We start from the raw sequence: 16,755 nt of genomic DNA, 5'->3' as shown, positions 1-16,755 counted from the left end.
TCAATTTAGGTCGGTACTAAATGGCATTTGTTTTTAATGAATTTCTTATCTTGTAATTACTAAACATAAGTACAGTATTTACTCCTAAACCCCTAACATCATGAGTTTCACAGGAAACGAAGATCACACGATCAGTCTGCAAGAAGCGGCTGCGTGGACAGCAGCATACCGTGCTGCAAACCCTCAATCTATCAAAGGTCACTTTTTTGGTAAAGCAGCCATTGAGGCGATTTTAAACCAAACAGGATGCGTTGGTATTCGCTTGTATTATGCCCTCGACACCAAAGGCAACAAACATTTGGTTGTTGTAGGTACCGATGCCAACGAAAATGATTTGGTAAACGGCTTACTTGCTGAACGTAGCAAACCTTGTCCGCCTTATTGCGGCACAAACAATGCTTTGAACTCCTAAGCAAGTTTTAAAAAAGAAGTATCTTTAAAGACGACATTTATGTCGTCTTTTTTTATTTATGAGCAACGAACAACTTTATTGGTTTTCTTATATCTCCATTGCATTTACGATCGTACCTTTTCTGGTTGGATTGTTTTGTATTCGAAAAATTAAAACCTATTTGCTTCCTGTTTTTGCGCTCACCTTTATTGGTACCACCGTTGAAATTCTGGGCCTCGCCATCGCCAGTGATGATACCTCCAACTTAATTACGTTTCATGTGTATACCTTGTCGGAGTTTTCGCTCATCACCTTGTTCTACATGTTGTTTTACAAACAGTATTTTAAAGTGGGTTATTTGCTGCTCTTGTTTCCGGTGTTTTACATTGTCGAATACATCGATTATAAAATCAACGGATTTCACAGTTTGGATAATTTTTCGGTAACGGTCGAATCCTCCATTTTTATTTTATTGTCCTTGCTCTCGTTTGCCTATTTATTGCGCAATTTGATTTATGAAAACGTCTTGTCACTTCCGTTTTTCTGGATTAACTCGGGCATCTTAATTTACTTTTCGGGCAACATTTTATTATTCATTTCCGATAAATCCTTGCCGCCTGCCGATTCGTATTTATTATTTCTGTTAATACATTCTCCTTTAAATGTCATTTACAATGTGTTAATTTGTATTGGTTTTATAAAAGCAAAAAACGCATGAGCCCGGCCATCTTATTAGTTATCGGTACCATCTCCATATTAATATTGGTGTTCTTCGTTATTTTTTTTGTGCTCCTTCACCAAAAACGAATGTTTGAAAACAGAGCCGTTTTAAAAGACAAAGAAAGTCTTCACCAAAAAAAATTAACCGATGCGAGTATCCAAGTGGCCGAACTGGAACGTGAAAAAATTGCAAAAGACATTCACGATGATGTGGGTTCGGTATTGAATGTGATCAACTTGTATTTAAATAGAATTGAACGCAACTCCGACAATGTAGAACTCACCAAACAATTGGTAGGAGAGAGCAAAGGCTTGTTGGAATCTTCTATTGAAAACATTCGCAGCATCGCCCGCGATTTGATGCCGCCCATTTTAATCCGACTCGGTTACGAAAAAGGATTGTTGGAATTATGCCGTCAGATAAAAACATCCAACTTAATCGACATTAACTTTCATCCGCAAGAAGGAATTCCACAGCTCTCGAAAAAAGTAGAATTGCAATTGTATCGCATTGTGCAAGAATCGTTGAACAACATTATCAAACATGCACAAGCATCTGAAATTTCAATTACCTTGCGTTGCAATGCACAAGTGTATACCACCGAAATTGCACACAACGGCATTGGCATCAGTACCGAAAAAGTAAATCAACTGTCCGAAGGAGTGGGAGGCATCGGCTTACGCAGCATCCAAAGTCGCGCGCAAATGATTAATGCCACCGTACAATATATTACCGTAAGTAAAAACGAATCGAAAGTAACCATCGAAATTCCATTGAATGACGCCATCGATTAGAATAGCCGTAGTAGACGATCATGCACTTTTTAGAAAAGGGATGATTGCTTTAATCAAAGATTTTCCTGAATTTGAAGTGGTCATCGAAGCTTCAAACGGAGAAGAATTGCTCGAACAATTAAAAAAGAAACGTGTCGATGTGATTCTCCTCGACCTGCAAATGCCCGTGATGGATGGCATTGAAACCACCGAGCGTTTACAAAACAAATACGAAGGCACAAAAATTATTATTGTGACGATGCACAACGAAGAAGGATTCATTCACCATTTGATTAGCAAAGGGGCGAATGGATTTTTATTAAAAAATCAAGACATTGAAATTGTAGTGGATGCGATTTATGGCGTGATGGAAAACGATTATTATTTCAACGACCAGATTTCACGTGCAATGGTAAAAGGCTTGGTAGAAAGTAAAAAGATTCGTCCCACTTTCGCGGAAGTGGTATTGACAGACCGTGAAGTAGAAATCATTCGTTTGATCAGTAAAGAATTAACAAGTAAAGAAATTGCAGATAAGTTGGATGTGAGTGTGCGCACGGTAGAAGGACATAAAGAACGGATTCTGCAAAAGACAAAAGCAAAAAATTCCATCGGCATCATCATGTATGCGATGAAACATAATTTATTAAAGTAAGATTGGATTATTCTTCAATGCCAATGTGCATCAAGGCATCGCCCTGGTTCACCACCGGTTGGTTGTTGATTCCCACAATGTATCCGTCAGTAGGAGAAACCAATTTCTCATCGTGTTCACCATACGGGTCGGAGATAGAACCGACAATTTCTCCTTTGCGGATATGTGCGCCATTGGTTTTGGATGTATGAAACAAGCCCGATGATTTTGCACGCACCCAAGTAGATTTGTGTAACAAGACAGTTGGGTTGTTCGGGATTTCCGTTTTCACCATTTTTAAATGATGCATGAGTCGGATGCAACCGTTCATGCCTTCGTTGATAGAAAGATAATCGAAGCGGGAAGATTCACCACCTTCAAAAACCAAAATGGATTTTCCTTTTCGTGAAGCTTCTTTACGAAGTGTATTGTCGCGGAAAGGAGAGTTGATGATGAGAGCCGGAGCGAATTTTTTTCCAAGATCCAGATTCACTTTATTATTAAACACACAACGCAACTGAGGGTAGTTGTGAATTTTTGCACCACCGGTATGAAAGTCGACACCAAAATCTATTTGCGGAATAATTTCATTCATTAAATCGTAGGCGATGCGTCCGCCCAACGAACCATTTTTTGTTCCGGGGAAGCAGCGGTTTAAATCTCTGCCATCGGGCAAATCGCGGGAGCCGGATAAAAATGAAATGGTATTGATCACCGGAATGGCAATGATGCTTCCACACAAAGGTTTTTTTACATCGTCACGTGTGATGAGTCTGCGGACAATTTCAATCCCATTGATTTCATCACCGTGCATGCCGGCAAGAATCAAGAGTGTTGGTCCGGGATTCTTCGAACGAAAAACATAAACAGGAATTTCAATAACAGTTTTGGTGGGTAGTTGATACCAATTCAAACTCACCTGAGCATTTTGCCCGGGCTTGATGTCCATGCCGTTGATGTGAATGTCTTTGTTGGAGTAGGTCATTTTATGTTTCTAGTGCTATGCTTTGTGTTATGGAACGCAGTCCCGATAGCTATCGGGATTATGATAAATTATGATTTGATTTTAGTGCAATCATAATTTTGTCTATCAGGTAAACTAAAGAACAAAAAATAAAAATCTTTTTTAATCATGAAAATCATAAAAAATCTGCGTTCCTATTTTATCCAACACAGATTCGTATTTTCGTTTTATTCGTTATCCGCACTATGGTTCATGATTAAATTCATTTCGCTCTACATACTCAATAATTTTTCCGGCAATATCTACACCTGTTGCACCTTCAATGCCTTCCAGTCCCGGAGAAGAATTTACTTCCATCACCAAGGGTCCGCGGGAAGATTGTAGCATGTCGACACCCGCAATGGCGAGTCCTAATTTTTTGCAGCTTTGATAGCCGTTTCACGTTCTTCTTTTGTAAGTTCGATGACGTTGGCGCTACCACCACGGTGTAAGTTGCTTCTGAATTCGCCCGGTAAACCTTGACGTTTCATGGCGCCTACAATTTTTCCATCCACAATGAATGCACGAATGTCGGCACCACCTGCTTCCTTAATAAATTCTTGAACGAGGATGTTTGCTTTCAATGCTAGAAAAGATTCGATTACCGATTTAGCAGACTTATGAGTTTCCGCCAAAATCACACCGATACCTTGTGTCCCTTCTAAGAGTTTAATAACAACGGGAGCACCGCCTACTTGTTCCAATACATTATCGATGTTACGCGGAGCAGAGGCGAAAGCTGTTTTCGGCATTCCGATTCCTGCTTTCGCAAGAAGTTGTAAACTGCGTAATTTATCACGGGAGCGCACGAGTGCTTGAGATTCTACGGAAGAAAAAACTTTCATCTGTTCAAACTGACGGACAACGGCAGCACCATAAAAGGTAACCGAAGTTCCGATACGCGGAATGATGGCATCGATGCCGGTGACTTCTTTGCCATTATAAAAAATATGCGGGTTTCCTTTTTCGATCACCAATACACATTTTAAATGGTCGAGTACAACCACTTCGTGTCCGCGTTGTTCAGCAGCTTCCACCAATCTACGAGTAGAGTAAAGTTTCGGTCCGCGCGATAAAATTGCTATTTTCATTTATAAACTATTTTGCTTTTTAAAAATCCAAATTGCCGAAGGCAATAAAATCATATCTACCCTAAAGAACATAAAAAATCCGCTTTCATCTTTTTTTTCAGCGTTATCCGCGTTCTATCCCACTCAACGTAAACACCAACCCCACATCCACAATAAATTTATTCTTCAACAATTTTCTACCAATCAAAACGGGGTAGCGCATGTTCCCTCTGTCGGTTAACGAAATTACAGATTTTATGCGTTTCTTACCCATTCGGATGATTGTTTTTATGATGTACCGTTTCTCAATTTCCCCGAACGAATTTTTAATTTCTTTTTGAGAATAGGAAGTAAATTTTTGTTCCTTTTCGTTATAGTCGGGGTGCGAAGGATCCAATACTTTAAAATACAAAACCCCATTTTCTTCACGAATATCATGGCAATGCAACGCAGTGGTATACGCACCGGTATCTACTTTTGCGGTAATCCCAAAAAGTCCCAGTTCCGGAAAATCAATGTATTCTCTTCTCCCGATTGTTAATTTAACTTTATCCATTTTGTGTATACTCATTATTCTCGCAACTCAAATCTATTCCCCTCTCCTTCGGAGAGGGGTTAGGTGAGGTCGTTAAGGATGCAAGATAAAAAGATTTAATCAAAGATTAAATACTAATTTTGTTGTGGCTCCAATTGCAATTATAAAACAGAACACAAACTATAATCGTCACTCTAATCAGTTCCCCTCTCCTTCGGAGAGGGGAAAGGGGTGTGGTAGTTGGGATTAGGTCAATGCAATTATAAAACAGAATACAAACTATAATCGTCACTCCAATCAGTTCCCCTCTCCTTCGGAGAGGGGCAAGGGGTGAGGTCAACATGAAAAAACTAAACTACATACTTATCGGTCAAGGCTTAGCCGGCAGCGTTTTAGCAATGACCTTGCTAAAAAAAGGGCATTCGGTAGTCGTGATAGACGATGCTCCAGCCACTACCGCCAGCCGTGTTGCAGCAGGATTATACAATCCCGTTGTATTTAAGCGATTGGTAAAAAGTTGGTTGGCCGATGACTTACTTCCTTATATGGATGAATTTTATCCAGAGATGGAAAAGCAGTTGGGCGCTGAATTTTATTTTTCAAAACGCATCTTAAAACCGTTTGCTGAAGAGCAGGAAAAAGCATTGTGGCTGAAAAAAACAACGGAACCCATCGGGAAATACCTGAACGAAGCGATTTATACCGAAGACCTGAATGGCATTGTTTACAATCCGTTGGGCATTTCCGAAGTGATGCATGCAGGGAATTTAGATACCGTACAATTTTTAAATGCCTGCAAAGCCCATCTCTTAAAAAAAGATGCTTTTATGGAAGAAGCATTTGATGCGACTCAGCTTGTTTTGCAGGAAAATTCGGTAACATATAAAGGAATCACGGCCGACAAACTTATTTTTTGTGAAGGCTATAAAGCAGTGAACAATCCCTTTTTTAGTTGGTTGCCATTCAAACTCACCAAAGGCGAAACGTTGACCATTAAATTAACACACGATCATGCTATTCCATTTAAGATTGTGCTCAACAAAGCTGTTTTTATTTTACCCATCGGGAACGACTTATATAAAGTAGGTGCTACCTACGAGTGGAACGACTTATCGGAACTCACCACGGAAAAAGGCAAGTCCGACTTGGTAGAGAAATTGAAAAAAGTACTGAAAGTACCGTTTGAGGTGGTGAATCACCAGGCGGGAGTTCGTCCAACGGTGAGCGACCGCAGACCCTTGATTGGTTTACATCCTGAACATCCGCAGTTGGGGATCTTTAACGGACTGGGAACCAAGGGAGTAATGCTGGCCCCGTTTTTTGCCAACCAATTTTCGAACTTTTTAGAAACCGGCTTCCCCTTGGACAAAGAAGTGGATATTGCCAGGTTTAAAAAGTAGGAACCTGTTTCTATAAAAACTGCAATTATTCTCGCAGCAGTTGTCCTTCCGGCCGTAGCGGAGGAAACTAAAGATCTCTCCACGCTGGTCGAGATGACACCTAGCGGTGTCTGTCCTTCCGAATGACACCTAGCGGTGTCTGTCCTTCCGAATGACATTTCGTGAGTCTGTCCTTGCGAATGACACTTTACAGTTTCTGTCCTTCCGAATGACAATTATAGGTTTCTGTCCTTCCGACCGCAGCGGAGGAAACTAAAGATCTCTCCTCCCGATAGCTATCGGGATCGGGAGCGGTCGAGATGACATCGTAATTCACGTTTTAACACAAAAGTCTCACAAAAATCATTTTCCCTTATGGAATTTTGCTTTAACTTGCATCTAATGGTGGAACCATTAAATTTCCTCTCCTAATCCTAGGAAAGGGATAAAGAGTGAGGTTATAAAACCATTAAAATTTTAAAAACTACAGATATGAACTTGAGGAAGATTATTCTAATCGCTATCGCTGCCATCGCAAGTGTTGCCGGAGCTTTAACCGTAACGGCTTACCAAACAAACAACAAAAAATCGGTGTTGATTTTTCCCAAAGGAAGCACCTACGCCAAAGAATGGAAAAAAGTAGATTCCCTCGCCAACAAAGGCTTAAACAAATCTGCCTTGGAAGTAGTGAACGGCATTTACGATAAAGCAAAAACCGAAAACAATGCTCCTCAATATGTCAAAGCCATCATTCATCGAATGAAATTTGAACAATACATGGAGGAATACTCCTTAATTAAAGCACTCAACAAATTAAACGAAGAAGCCAAAGAAGCCAAGTATCCCGTAAAGCCGGTATTGCAATCCATGATTGCCGAAAGCTATTGGCAATACTACCAACAAAATCGCTACCGCTTTTATAACCGAACCACCACCGTCAACTTTGATAATGACGACATCACCACCTGGGACTTAAAAACCATTTTTACAAAAGTGGTTGAAAATTATCAAGCCTCCTTAGAAGCGACCGATAGTTTAAAACGTACTCCATTAAATATCTACGATGAAATTTTAGTAAAACAATCCAACTCCCGTAAATTTCGTCCCACACTCTATGATTTCTTAGCACACCGTGCGGTTGACTTTTATATGAACGAAGAACCAGACATCACCCGACCGGCTTATAAATTTGAAATCAACTCCGAAAGTTATTTCTGGAACTTTAATGAATTTGCAAAAGTTGGCATCACCACCAAGGACACACTTTCTTCTAAATTTTATGCGATTAAAATTTTGCAAGACTTACTTGCTTTTCATTCAACGGATGCTGATCCAAGAGCCATCATCGACATCGATATCAAACGATTGAAATTTGTAAAAACAAATTCCACTTCCGAAATAAAAGATAGTCTGTATTTTAAAGCCTTACAAAGTTTAGAAAATAAATTCACCTCCGATCCTGCTTCCGCAGATGTGAGTTATGAAATTGCGAATGTGTATTTCGAAAAAGGAAATAAATACAGCCCGTTGCAATCGGACGAAAATAAATGGATGAAAAAACAAGCCTTGGAATTGTGTGAGGCAATCATTAAAAAATTCCCGTCCAGCGATGGTGCACAAAATTGCCAAGCCTTAAAAGGACGAATTGTGGAACATACGGTCGACTTTATGAGCGAAAAAGTAAACCTTCCTAATGCTCCTTCCCGCGCGCTCATCACCTATAAAAATTTAAAAACAGTATATGTGCGTATCGCACAAATGGATATTGATAAATACAATAAATCCATCGAACGCTATTATGGTGAACAACTCATCAAACAATATTTAAAACTGACTTCTGTAAAAGAATTTTCTGTTCAATTACCCGATGATGGCGATTACCAATCGCATTCCACAGAAATTAAAATTCCGGAATTGCCATTCGGTCACTACGTGATTTTAATCGGTTCCGATAAAACCTTTTCTTATAAAAACAATGGGGTTGCATATGCTGCAACGTGGATGTCGAACATCAGTTACATCAACCGCAGAATGACGAATGGCAGTTATGACTTTTACATGATGAATCGCCAAACCGGTGTTCCATTAAAAGGAGTGTCCGCACAATTGTATTATGAAAAATACAATTATACCACCCGCAAATATGAATATGTGAAGTCTGAAAAATATACGTCTGACGACTTAGGTTATTTTAATGTTCCGGCAACCACCGAATACAGAAATTTCACCATCGACTTTACGTATAAATCTCCAACACCATTAACCGGTGTAAATGAAACCGATCGTTTGCAAACCGACAATGGCATTTATCAATACCGAAGCTACGATAGAGAGAAACAAAAATATCCGAAAACCTTTTTCTTTTTAGATCGAGGAATTTATCGTCCGGGACAAACGGTTTACTTCAAAGGAATTATGATCAATACCGATGGAGAAACCAACGAGTTGATGCCGAACACCGCTACAACCGTTACGTTTTATGATGTGAACTATCAGAAAGTAGCGGATGTAAATTTAACGACCAACGAATACGGAACATTTAGCGGAACCTTCACCACTCCGAATGGAGTGTTAAACGGACAAATGAGTTTGGCGAACGGATATGGCACCGTTTATTTTTCGGTAGAAGAATACAAACGCCCGAAGTTCGAAGTAAAATTCAACCCGATCAAAGGCAGCTATCGCTTGAATGAAAAAATATCGGTGAATGGAATTGCAAAAGCATATTCCGGTGCAAACATCGATGGTGCTGAAGTGAAATACCGTGTGGTGCGTAATGCATCCTTCCCATATTGGTGGTATTGGTGGAGAGGTTATTATCCACAATCGGCACAAATGGAAATTACAAATGGTGTCACCACTTCCAACGATACCGGTGCATTTTTTGTCGACTTCAAAGCCATCCCCGATTTAAGCATTCCGAAGTCGTATGAGCCAACGTATTCATATACCATTTATGCAGATGTAACCGATATCAACGGGGAAACACATAGTTCACAAACCTACGTGAGTGCTGCGTATACGGCATTGAACTTAAATGTAAGCATCCCGAATTTATTGGAAAAAGAAAATAAAAAAGCATTCGCCATATATTCTACCAATATGAGCGGACAGTTTGAAAAGGCACAAGGGAAAGTGGAAATCTATAAATTAATTGAGCCCGAAAAAACCTATCGCTCGCGTGCTTGGTCGCAACCCGATAAATACATTTTAACCCAAGAAGAATTTGAAAAAGATTTTCCGAATGATTTTTACAAAGATGAAAACAATATGTATAAATGGAAACGTGGAGAAAAAGTATATGAGAAAAACTTTAACAACACCTCCGTTGATACGTTTGTAGACGGAGTGAAAATTTCGAACCGTAGCACCAATTCAACGGTGAAGGTAACCGTTACGACCAACGACTCGGTAAAACTCACCAACCTCTCTTCTTGGAAACAAGGTGTTTATGTGATGGAAGCGCATAGCAAAGATGCCTACGGTGAAGATGTGAAAGATGTAAAATATTTTACCGTTCATTCCACTTCTGGATCAACCGTTCCAAGCAATGAAATTAATTGGTTCAACATGATTAGCAACAATGCACTGGAGCCGGGCGAAAAAGCAAAATTTATTATCGGTTCAAAAGAAGAAGGTGTAAAAGTGCTGTATGAAATTGAACACAAAGGTGAAATAGTTAAAAAGGAAATCATCACACTCAATAAAGAACAAAAATTAATTGAAATTCCGGTGGAAGAAAAACACCGTGGAAATTTTGCTTTCCATTATGTGTTTATTAAAAACAACCGTACCTATTCTCAAAATGGTGTTGTTACCGTTCCATATACCAATAAAGAACTCGACATCGAATTTGAAACGTTTAGAAATAAATTGTTGCCGGGACAAAATGAAGAGTGGAAAATAAAAATCAAAGATAAAAAAGGTGATAAGGTAGCTGCCGAAATGATGGCAACACTATATGATGCTTCCTTGGATGCCTTTAAACCGAACAATTGGTATTTCAACATTTACAACAATTACTATTCGAATTTGTATTGGGATTTGAACAATGGATTCGGAGTGGTGAATGCACAATTATACAGTGTTGATTGGAATAACTATCCGTATGGCGCGTATAAATATTACGATCAACTCAATTGGTTTGGATACAGCAATGGCTATTACGGTTATTATAGCGACTATGATAGTGATGATGGAAATTACAGAGGCAGCCGAGCACGTTATGCAACTAAATCGGTGGTTGTTGAAGCGAATGGAGTGAGTGAAGTAGCAGTCGCTAATGAAGAAAAATCGTTGGAGCGGGAAGAGTCCGGAAAAAATAAAGACGCGAAAAAAGAAAGTGGTGGAAAAATGGCTCCGTCTGTCGTAGGTGGGTTTGCTGCTCAGGTTGGTGATGTAACAACCACTTCTACCGGAAGCACTGCTGAGGCGATGAATCGCAGAGATGGCAAAGGCGGAGAAGACATGTCGAAGGTTGCAGCGCGCAGCAATTTTGCTGAAACCGCATTTTTCTATCCAAGTTTGGAAACCGACAAAGATGGAAATGTAATTGTGAAATTCACCATTCCCGAAGCACTCACCAAATGGAAAATGATGGGCTTTGCGCATACCAAAGATTTAAAATTCGGTACCATTCAAAATGAATTGGTCACACAAAAAGAATTAATGGTGGTTCCTAACGCGCCTCGCTTTTTCCGTGAAAATGATAAGATGGAATTCAGCGCCAAAATTCAAAATTTATCGGATGGCGACTTAACTGGAAAAGCAGATATCTTTTTATACGATGCAACAACCATGAAAGAAATTTCTACCAAAATGGTTGAAGCTGTGCACGGTCAATTTGCAACCATCGGTGAAAGAGATTTTACAGTAACAAAAGGGAAAAGTACCGTAGTTACTTGGAATATTTCCATTCCGGAAGGTGTGGGTGCGATTACTTATAAAGTAGTTGCAAAAGCAGGAAACTTTACGGATGGGGAAGAAATGGCATTGCCTGTTTTAACAAACAGAATGTTGGTGACCGAATCGATGCCGTTGCCAATTCGTGGTAACCAAACAAAAACGTATCGCTTCGAAAAGTTGATTAACCAAAGCAATGGTTCAACTACGTTGCGCAATCATAAAGTAACGTTGGAGTTCACGGCTAATCCAGCTTGGTATGCTGTGCAAGCACTTCCATACTTAATGGAATATCCATACGAATGTGCAGAACAAACCTTCTCTCGCTTTTATGCAAACAGCATCGCATCGCATATTGCGAATTCATCACCGAAAATAAAAGCAGTATTTGATTCATGGAAAAATACCCCGGACTCAAAAGCACTTTTATCTAATCTTGAAAAAAATCAAGAATTAAAATCGTTGATGTTGGAAGAAACACCTTGGGTGTTGGATGCAAAAGATGAAAGCGAACGTAAAAAACGTGTGGCGCTCTTGTTCGACCTCAACAAAATGGGCAACGAGTTGGCGCGTGCATTGAAAAAATTAGAAAAGATGCAAACGCCAAACGGTGGATTCCCTTGGTTCGAAGGAATGCGCGATGATCGTTACATCACCCAACACATTGTTACCGGCATGGGACATTTGGATAAATTGGGTGTGAAAAATGTTCGTGAGGATGCGAAAGTTTGGAAGATGGTGAAAGATGGAGCCCGCTATTTGGATAACCGCATCCGTGAAGATTATGAATGGATTTTAAAATACGATAAAGCCAATATCGATAAAAACCATTTGAGCTATTCTCAGATACAATACTTATATGCTAGAAGTTATTTCAAAGATGTATCCATCGATAATCGTAACCAAAAGGCATTCGATTATTATAAAGGTCAGGCTAAAAAATATTGGTTGGACAATGGAAGATACATGCAAGGAATGATTGCTTTGGCCTTGAACCGTTACGATGATAAAGTAACTCCGAAAGAGATTTTGAAATCCATCAAAGAAAATTCGTTGAACAGCGAAGAGATGGGTATGTATTGGAAAGAAAATTACGGAGGTTATTATTGGTACCAAGCACCAATCGAAGCACAAGCGTTATTGATTGAAGCATTTGATGAAATCAACAACGATAAAAAAGCAGTGGATGATATGAAAGTATGGTTGCTGAAATCAAAACAAACACAAGATTGGAAAACCACCAAAGCAACCACCGAAGCAGTTTATGCATTGTTGTTAAGAGGCACAGATTGGTTGGCAACGGAAAGCAATGTGGAAATCACAATGGGGGATATGCAAATTGACCCGAAAAAAATGGATGGTGTAAAACAAGAAGCCGGTACCGGATATTTCAAAACATCGTGGAGTGGTGGCGACATCAAACCAAACATGGGCGAAGTAACAGTTGTGAAAAAAGATGCAGGTGTAAGCTGGGGAGCAGTGTACTGGCAATATTTTGAACAACTGGATAAAATCACGCCATCCAAAACACCATTGGTTTTGAAAAAACAATTGTTCTTACAAAAAAACACAGATGCGGGTCCGGTCATCGAACCGATTTCTGAAAAAACATTGTTGAAAGTAGGAGATAAGATTAAAGTAAGAATTGAGTTGCGTGTGGACCGAGATATGGAATATGTTCAAATGAAAGATATGCGTGCTTCCGGTTTTGAACCAACCAACGTAATCTCTACCTATAAATGGCAAGATGGATTGGGGTATTATGAAAGTACGAGAGATGCAGCCACCAATTTCTTCTTTGACAGATTACCGAAAGGAACCTATGTGTTTGAATATCCATTGGTAGTCACACACAATGGTAATTTCTCAAACGGAATCACATCCATTCAATGTATGTATGCTCCGGAATTTTCGAGCAACTCGGAAGGAATTCGAGTGAAGGTTGGGAAGTAGGTTGTTGGTTGTGAGTTGAAGGTTGTTGGAAAGAATTAGTTTTAAAAGCGATTTGTTTTATTGATTTAAGACAAGTCGCTTTTTCATTATATTTGTCTATTCACATTTTCAAATGAAAAACGTATTCTTTTTCATATCGATTCTTCTCCTTTTGGCTTCTTGTAAAAAAGAAGAACCATTCAATCCAGATGAACACATTACTTATGAGCATTGGTATAAATTGAACCGATCTAGCGATACGTTATACTCTGTTTATCTTGCTAATGCCTTTACTCCTAATGGTGATGGAATAAATGATGCATTTAAACCAATAGGAAATTACACTCTTGGTCGTTTTGTTGTTTACAATAAATATGGAGAAGAAATTTATAAAACAACAGATCCGAATAAAATGTGGAATGGAAAAGTAAATGGTGCAGGACATATTGTTCAAATGGGAACGTATACCTTTCAATTATTTGTGAGTGATTTGAATGGTGAAAATTATGAATATACCGGATCTGTGATATTGTATAAGTAATATCAAATCAATCGCAAGGTTTTAATTGCCCCACGTTTTTTCTTGAAGTTCACAAACCAGGTTAATCCTATTTCATGCGAACCTCCGGTATTATCATTTCCTAATTTAGAAGTTGTATAGTCGTACGAATAACCTACTCTTAAAAAACGATTCTGAAATGCAAGGGTTCCGATAAAAGCATCTTCGTTTCTATAACTTACTCCTAAGGAAATAAATTTATATTTTGCAGTTAATCCTGGAAGGAACATCTGAAAATCTTGTTGGCGCATATATAATAAAGTAGGAGAAATGGTAGTGTTTTTTGAGTTGGCATTCCCACATAATAAATTCGCACCAACGTGAGCAGAAATTTTCATTGGTAATTTACTCGGTCCAACAACTCCTTCATTCGGTTCTGTAATATGATGAAATGCAACTCCTCCAAAATATCTATCCGTATATACTAGTAATCCTGCTGAAACGTCTATTCCAGATTTGGTCGATGCTCCGTAAACTTCATTTGTATTATAAACAAATCCTCTTCTGGCATCAATCATATCACTAAATGTTAGTTTGCTGAAGTCGATTGTATTTTGAAAATAGGAAATTTGAATACCAGGCTGAAGAACCAGTTTATGGTTAAACAGTTCGAAATGCGGTGCATAATTGAATTCAATCCTTGCTTTAATGTAAGCATCATTTAATTGACGATCATTAACATAGTTTAATCCGATTCCACCTCTTAGCGCACGAATATATTTATCTACTGAAAAAATCGAGCTTTTATAAGAAGATGTCTTCGGCCATTGAACTCGATAATTGAGTGCAACGTTCATCGTGCTATCTGTTCCAACAAAAGCAGGATTGGTATATGTTTTTGAATTGAGGTATTGGGAGAAGTGGGCATCTTGTGCAGATGTCATTGTAATACTAAAAAGACTAAAACTAAAAACGACTAGCTTCTTCATCAGAACCAAAGTTAATTCTATTATTGTGAAAATCCTATTCTTCCAACCGGTCACTTTTTCATTATATTTGTCTATTCACATTTTCAAATGAAAAACGTATTCTTTCTATTCTTCATCTTTCCTCTTTTTGCTCTTGGGCAAAATCAATCCTTGGATACGATAAAAGCACCTTCGAATTTTGACAATATATATAGTAGAACTATTGCCTCTGATTCCTTAAGCAGCAGTTTTGTTATTTTTATTAAAAAGGAAGTAAAAAAGCATAAACATGCTTCTCATACCGAAAATGTATATATCTTGGACGGTGAAGGTGAAATGATATTGGGTGATAAAACCTTACACATTAAAAAAGGGGATATTATTTTTATTCCAATGAATACACCTCATGCTTTAAAAGTAACATCCAGCATTCCTGTAAAAGTATTGTCGGTGCAATCACCACACTTTGATGGAAAGGATAGAATTTTTGTCGATTAACATGATAGCAAACACACCGAAGCCTCCTTATTATGCCGTTATTTTTACTTCTATTGTAACAGAAGTTAGAGAAGGTTATTCAAATACTGCTGATAGAATGTTAGAATTGGCAAAAGAACAAGAAGGATATTTGGGAATTGAATCGGCAAGGGAGGAAATAGGGATCACCGTTTCCTATTGGAGCAGTTTGGAAGCCATTCGAAATTGGAAAAGGAATGCCGAACATTTGATGGCGCAAGAAAAAGGAAGAAAAGAATGGTACCAAAACTATAAAACAAGAATTTGTTTGGTAGAACGGGATTATGAGTTTAATAAGTAATGCACTTCGACTCCGCTCAGTGTGACGATTCGACCGTCAGGCTGAGCGGAGTCGAAGGCTTTATTATCGATACGATTAATAATATAAATAACGAATGAGTAGTTCAACAGGCATTCTTTCTCGATTCACCACCAGCAATGGGATCAATTATATCAATATTGGGTTGATGATCATTAGTTTGGTTGCTTCCTATATTTTACCGTTTGAAGTGTTTTTGTTTTCGTATGCTGTGTTAGGTCCTTTGCATTACCTCACTGAAATTTCCTGGTTGGAGAAAAAGAATTACTTTATTAAAGCAAAAAGTGATATTTGGCTGTTTGTACTAATTGTGATTGCCATAACAATTGGGATGTTTAATGCTCATTCGAAGGTAAATTCATTTATTGCCAGTTTCTTGTTTTCCGGTTTTGTATATGCTTTGGTAATCTTGTACACTCAAAAAACAGCTTTGAAACTCTTATTTGTGGTTTTGGCATTTATGGTTTCATTGATTTTTAGTTTTAATCAATTCCCATCTACCCCATTTTTATTGTTTGCCATTTGGCTGCCGACCATTATCCATGTCTACTTTTTTACAGGTGGATTTATTTTGTTTGGAGCATTGAAGTCGAGGAGCGCTTCCGGCATTCTTTCCTTTTTTATATTTCTGTTCTGCGGACTCCTGTTCTTTTTATATATCCCCGAAAATTTTGGAATTCCGGTTTCTGAATACGGGAAGAAGGCGTATTCTTTTTTTAAACTCCTAAACACAACATTATATGATGCATTTGGATTTGGTAGAATGTCCACTTCCGATGATGCATTATATTCTGCTCCGAATGCGTTAGCCATCATGCGATTTATTGCATTTGCCTATACCTATCATTATTTAAACTGGTTTTCCAAAACAACCGTGATTAAGTGGAATGAAATTTCGAAACAGCGCATGGCAATTATTATAGCCTTGTGGGTTTTGTCGGTTGTCTTGTATGCGTTCAGCTATAAAATCGGGTTTTATGCACTCTTCTTATTAAGTATGCTCCATGTGTTTTTTGAGTTCCCACTCAATCACCAAACCTTTATCGGAATCGGTAAAGAGTTTAGGTCAAGAATAAAAAAGTGACAATGATTCACCTTCATTACTTTTTAACC

The 16,755-nt window shown here is 38.5% G+C and carries 13 protein-coding genes and 1 pseudogene; 10 read left to right on the top strand and 4 right to left on the bottom strand.

Annotated features, from left to right (window positions below; genetic code table 11):
* Positions 1 to 100 precede the first annotated feature (100 nt).
* From IPP64_17150 to IPP64_17135, 4 genes are read left to right on the top strand one after another with little or no spacing between them, the layout of a single operon-like run.
* Positions 101 to 412: a hypothetical protein gene (locus tag IPP64_17150; protein MBL0331089.1), complete on the top strand. Its 312-nt coding sequence runs from the start codon at positions 101 to 103 to the stop codon at positions 410 to 412.
* Positions 413 to 470: 58 nt separating this feature from the next.
* Positions 471 to 1,109, top strand: a complete 639-nt coding sequence (locus IPP64_17145) for a hypothetical protein (GenBank protein ID MBL0331088.1) — start codon at positions 471 to 473, stop codon at positions 1,107 to 1,109.
* The gene (locus tag IPP64_17140; protein ID MBL0331087.1) at positions 1,106 to 1,906 is read left to right on the top strand and encodes a hypothetical protein; all 801 of its coding nucleotides are present in this window, start codon (positions 1,106 to 1,108) and stop codon (positions 1,904 to 1,906) included. Before IPP64_17145 ends, IPP64_17140 begins: the two co-directional genes overlap by 4 nt.
* A complete protein-coding gene (locus tag IPP64_17135; protein ID MBL0331086.1) occupies positions 1,890 to 2,540 on the top strand; it encodes a response regulator transcription factor in 651 nt (216 codons plus the stop codon). Before IPP64_17140 ends, IPP64_17135 begins: the two co-directional genes overlap by 17 nt.
* A gap of 7 nt (positions 2,541 to 2,547) precedes the next feature.
* Here IPP64_17135 and IPP64_17130 read toward each other — a convergent pair whose 3' ends face one another.
* From IPP64_17130 to IPP64_17120, 3 genes and pseudogenes are all read right to left on the bottom strand, one after another.
* Positions 2,548 to 3,504, bottom strand: a complete 957-nt coding sequence (locus IPP64_17130; protein MBL0331085.1) for a succinylglutamate desuccinylase/aspartoacylase family protein — start codon at positions 3,502 to 3,504, stop codon at positions 2,548 to 2,550.
* Positions 3,505 to 3,726: 222 nt separating this feature from the next.
* A pseudogene (gene rimK, locus IPP64_17125) lies at positions 3,727 to 4,613 on the bottom strand (30S ribosomal protein S6--L-glutamate ligase).
* A 103-nt stretch (positions 4,614 to 4,716) separates the two neighbouring features.
* Complete coding sequence (locus IPP64_17120) at positions 4,717 to 5,148, bottom strand: ATP-dependent zinc protease (GenBank protein ID MBL0331084.1); 432 nt, start codon at positions 5,146 to 5,148, stop codon at positions 4,717 to 4,719.
* A gap of 320 nt (positions 5,149 to 5,468) precedes the next feature.
* Here IPP64_17120 and IPP64_17115 point away from each other — a divergent pair, with 320 nt between their 5' ends.
* From IPP64_17115 to IPP64_17105, 3 genes are all read left to right on the top strand, one after another.
* Complete coding sequence (locus IPP64_17115) at positions 5,469 to 6,527, top strand: FAD-dependent oxidoreductase (GenBank protein ID MBL0331083.1); 1,059 nt, start codon at positions 5,469 to 5,471, stop codon at positions 6,525 to 6,527.
* Positions 6,528 to 6,998: 471 nt separating this feature from the next.
* Positions 6,999 to 13,361 carry a hypothetical protein gene (locus IPP64_17110; protein ID MBL0331082.1) on the top strand — a complete coding sequence of 2,121 codons (6,363 nt, stop codon included), beginning with the start codon at positions 6,999 to 7,001 and terminating at the stop codon, positions 13,359 to 13,361.
* Positions 13,362 to 13,473: 112 nt separating this feature from the next.
* Positions 13,474 to 13,881 carry a gliding motility-associated C-terminal domain-containing protein gene (locus IPP64_17105; protein ID MBL0331081.1) on the top strand — a complete coding sequence of 136 codons (408 nt, stop codon included), beginning with the start codon at positions 13,474 to 13,476 and terminating at the stop codon, positions 13,879 to 13,881.
* 2 nt (positions 13,882 to 13,883) lie between these two features.
* Here IPP64_17105 and IPP64_17100 read toward each other — a convergent pair whose 3' ends face one another.
* Positions 13,884 to 14,828, bottom strand: a complete 945-nt coding sequence (locus IPP64_17100) for a PorP/SprF family type IX secretion system membrane protein (protein ID MBL0331080.1) — start codon at positions 14,826 to 14,828, stop codon at positions 13,884 to 13,886.
* A gap of 87 nt (positions 14,829 to 14,915) precedes the next feature.
* On the opposite strand from IPP64_17100, the gene IPP64_17095 reads away from it, so the two are divergent.
* From IPP64_17095 to IPP64_17085, 3 genes are all read left to right on the top strand, one after another.
* Positions 14,916 to 15,305 (top strand): cupin domain-containing protein, encoded by a 390-nt coding sequence (locus tag IPP64_17095; GenBank protein ID MBL0331079.1) that lies wholly within the window; start codon positions 14,916 to 14,918, stop codon positions 15,303 to 15,305.
* A gap of 1 nt (position 15,306) precedes the next feature.
* Positions 15,307 to 15,624, top strand: a complete 318-nt coding sequence (locus IPP64_17090; GenBank protein ID MBL0331078.1) for an antibiotic biosynthesis monooxygenase — start codon at positions 15,307 to 15,309, stop codon at positions 15,622 to 15,624.
* A gap of 94 nt (positions 15,625 to 15,718) precedes the next feature.
* On the top strand, positions 15,719 to 16,726 hold the full coding sequence (locus IPP64_17085; protein ID MBL0331077.1) for a hypothetical protein: 1,008 nt from the start codon (positions 15,719 to 15,721) through the stop codon (positions 16,724 to 16,726).
* The last annotated feature ends 29 nt before the right edge of the window (positions 16,727 to 16,755 follow it).

The sequence above is a fragment of the Bacteroidota bacterium genome, assembly GCA_016722565.1.
GTDB lineage: Bacteria > Bacteroidota > Bacteroidia > 2-12-FULL-35-15 > 2-12-FULL-35-15 > 2-12-FULL-35-15.
The sequence above is the reverse complement of the archived record's forward strand: the minus strand, read 5'-3'. Positions and strand labels throughout refer to the sequence as shown.